The organism is Kineococcus indalonis (assembly GCF_009906395.1).
Lineage (GTDB): Bacteria > Actinomycetota > Actinomycetes > Actinomycetales > Kineococcaceae > Kineococcus > Kineococcus indalonis.
Window position 1 is genome coordinate 1 of the sequence record NZ_JAAALM010000521.1, and the last position, 2,784, is coordinate 2,784.

2 protein-coding genes and 1 pseudogene are annotated in these 2,784 nt (G+C 71.1%); 2 read left to right on the forward strand and 1 reads right to left on the reverse strand.

Annotated elements, in window-relative coordinates; translation table 11 throughout:
* The first annotated feature begins 135 nt into the window (after nt 1-135).
* Complete coding sequence (locus GTR00_RS18305) at nt 136-930, forward strand: DUF4056 domain-containing protein (RefSeq protein ID WP_166613005.1); 795 nt, start codon at nt 136-138, stop codon at nt 928-930.
* 88 nt (nt 931-1,018) lie between these two features.
* Here GTR00_RS18305 and GTR00_RS18310 read toward each other — a convergent pair.
* Nucleotides 1,019-2,255, reverse strand: a pseudogene (locus tag GTR00_RS18310) (IS30 family transposase); the annotation flags it as partial.
* 208 nt (nt 2,256-2,463) lie between these two features.
* On the opposite strand from GTR00_RS18310, the gene GTR00_RS26475 reads away from it, so the two are divergent.
* A complete protein-coding gene (locus tag GTR00_RS26475; RefSeq protein ID WP_205706146.1) occupies nt 2,464-2,676 on the forward strand; it encodes a hypothetical protein in 213 nt (70 codons plus the stop codon).
* Nucleotides 2,677-2,784: the final 108 nt, after the last annotated feature.

Genomic DNA, 2,784 nt, shown 5'->3' on the forward strand with positions numbered 1-2,784 from the left:
CCACCGGCCCGGGCGACACCGCCGCCGGTCCCGGTGACCCCGCCTGCACCCGCGCCCACACCGACCCCGGTCCCGGTGCCGGCGCCCCCGGTGCCGGCGCTGCGGCACCCGGTGCCCCTCGCACGTGGCTGCTGCATGCTGCGCGCCGCCGCGCTGCGCGGGCGGGCCGTGCGGGGGACCGGCCCCACCCTCGAGTACGGCGGGTACGGCTCGCGGACCCCGGGGATCGTGTTCACCGGCGCGGTGGGGTTCGTGGACCTCGGCCACCTCTACGCCGTCGTGGACGTCACCGCCTACGCCTACCAGGCCATCCACGCCGCACGGGGCGCCGCCGGCACCCGGGTGACCACCGCCGAGGGGACGGCCACCCTCACCGGCACCGCGCCCGCCGGGGAGTGGCTGGAGCTGGCCCGCAGCATCGCCTACGACGACGCCCTCGCCCACGAGATCTTCAGCTACGACCTGACGTACGCGGTCGGGATGCACAACTCGTCGTTCTCCCCGGAGGACCTGTGCTCCAATCACCTCGGCACCGTCGTGGCGGCCCGCGCCCTGCGAGCCGGGGGGCGCTTCCCCGCGGCCGCCGAGGAGCGGTGCCGCGAACTGCTGACGAGCCTGAACGTGCAGAACCCCAACGAGGCGCGGCACGCATTCGAGATGATCGACGACCTCTGGGTGGACGCCGCCGCGGGGATCAGCAGCCCGGGGTACCTGAAACGGCGCAACTTCAGCCGCGCGCCCTGGCACGTGCACCGCCACCCCGCCGGCGGTCGCGTCCCCACGGGCCTCCTCGACCCCTTCGCGGTGACGAGCACCTACACCTACCGCCACACCGCGGGGTTCACCGGCGCGGACTTCGCCGCCCGCACCGCGAGCATCCGGCAGCACGCCGCGTCCCGCTACGGGCCGTGCTACGACCAGCCGACCTAGTGATCTGCGGCTGAAGTTCGTGCCCCGTCTCGTTGCCAGGTCAAGGTGACGGGCTGGTGCTGGTGGTTGCGTAGGCGGGTCCAGTCCACAGCCCATTGGTGTTCTCGTTCGTCGGCCGCTGCCACGGCGAATGCGGGTCGGCGAAGAACACCTTCGTACCCGTCTCCAGCGCGAACCGGGCGTGCGCAGACAGCTCCTTTCCGCGGTCCCAGGTGAGGGTCTGGCGCAACTGCTGCGGCAGCTGCGCCAGCGCCGCCGTCAGCCCGGCGTTCATCGCCACAGCCCCGTAGCCGCCCAGGGCAGGGCCGTGTTCACCGGCTCCACTTCGCCGTACCCCTCCAGGCGGGGCAGGTGCACCAGCACCGTGGAGGCAGGTGCACCAGCACCGTGGAGGCAGGTGCACCAGCACCGTGGAGGCAGGTGCACCAGCACCGTGGAGCGGCTGCTGCGTTCCACCAACGTCCCGATCGCCGAGCGTCCCATCCCGATGATCAGATCTCCTTCCCAGTGCCCAGGAACCGCCCGGTCATCGGCCTCAGCCGGTCGCTGACTGAGCACCACGTCCGCGGTGACATGACCCTGCGGCTTGCTGCGCGAACGCGCCCGCGGCTCCCGCAGCGCCCGGCCGGTGCGCAGGCAGGTGACCAACTCCCGCTTCAGCGCACCGCGTCCCTGGATGAACAGCGACTGGTAGATCGCTTCTGGGCTGATGCGCATGGACTCATCATCAGGGAAGTCCACCTGCAGACGGTGAGAGATCTGCTGCGGGCTCCACGCCGTCGCCCAACGTCGGTCCTGGCGATGGGGCTTGTTCAGCCCCTTCCACGCCGGCGTCTTCGGGCCGGCGACGGCGGTGCCGTCGAGTCGGCGGACGTTGCTGGAGAGCCGGTCCTGCACGTACTCGCGCAACCGGTCGTTGACCACGAGCTTGGCGGTCTTGGGTCGCTTCGCGGCCTGCTGGGCCTTCCACTGCGCCACCGTGGCGCGGTAGTGCGGTCTGCTGCCGCGGGTGGCGGCGTTGCGTCGCAGCTCTCGAGAGATCGTGCTCGGGTCCCGCCCGATCCGGCGGGCGATCTCGCGCACGCCGTGCCCGTGGGCGCGCAGCAGCGCGATCTCCTCCCGCTCAGCGAAGGACAGGTAGCGTCCGGTGGGCTCGTCCAGGCTGAGCGGCGGCATGCCGCCAGCGTGGCGGAACCAGCGGACCCCGACCGGCCAGGACACGCCGACCCCGGCGGCGGCGTCGGCGGTGGTGACCCCGCTGGCGATGATCCGCCAGAACTGTCGCAGTACCGCGCGCGAGGGCTGAGGCGCCCAGGGGACCGCATGGCCGGACGCAACGCCCGATCAGCTGCCCATTGTCGACGTGCACCGACCGGTGCCACCGCCGACGTCCTCTTGATCTGACCCACCGCGCACCTCCTGGTCGAGGTGTTGCGACGACCGGTTGAATCCGCCGTCATTGCATCAGTCCGGTGTTGCATCGACCGGTTGAACCCGCCCAGGGCACCTCCCACGCAGTGGGGGACGAAGACGGTGACGCACCTGCGGGAGGACCTCGGCGTCGATCGGTCGCACTCGCGACTGCGGGTCTCCAACGACAACCCGTTCAGCGAGGCCTTGTTCAAGACGGTGAAGCACGCCCCGACGTTGCTCGAACGGTTCGCCACCCTGGGCGGTGCGCGGGCCTGGATGGAGGACTTCGCCGACTGGTACCACCATGATCACCATGAAGCGTCACGGCTTTGATGCCGCTTCCTGATGAGTCAGGATGGCGATCATGCCCAAGCAGTACCCGGCCGAGGTCAAGGACCGAGCGGTGCGGATGGTCCTCGATCACCAGGGCGACTACCCCTC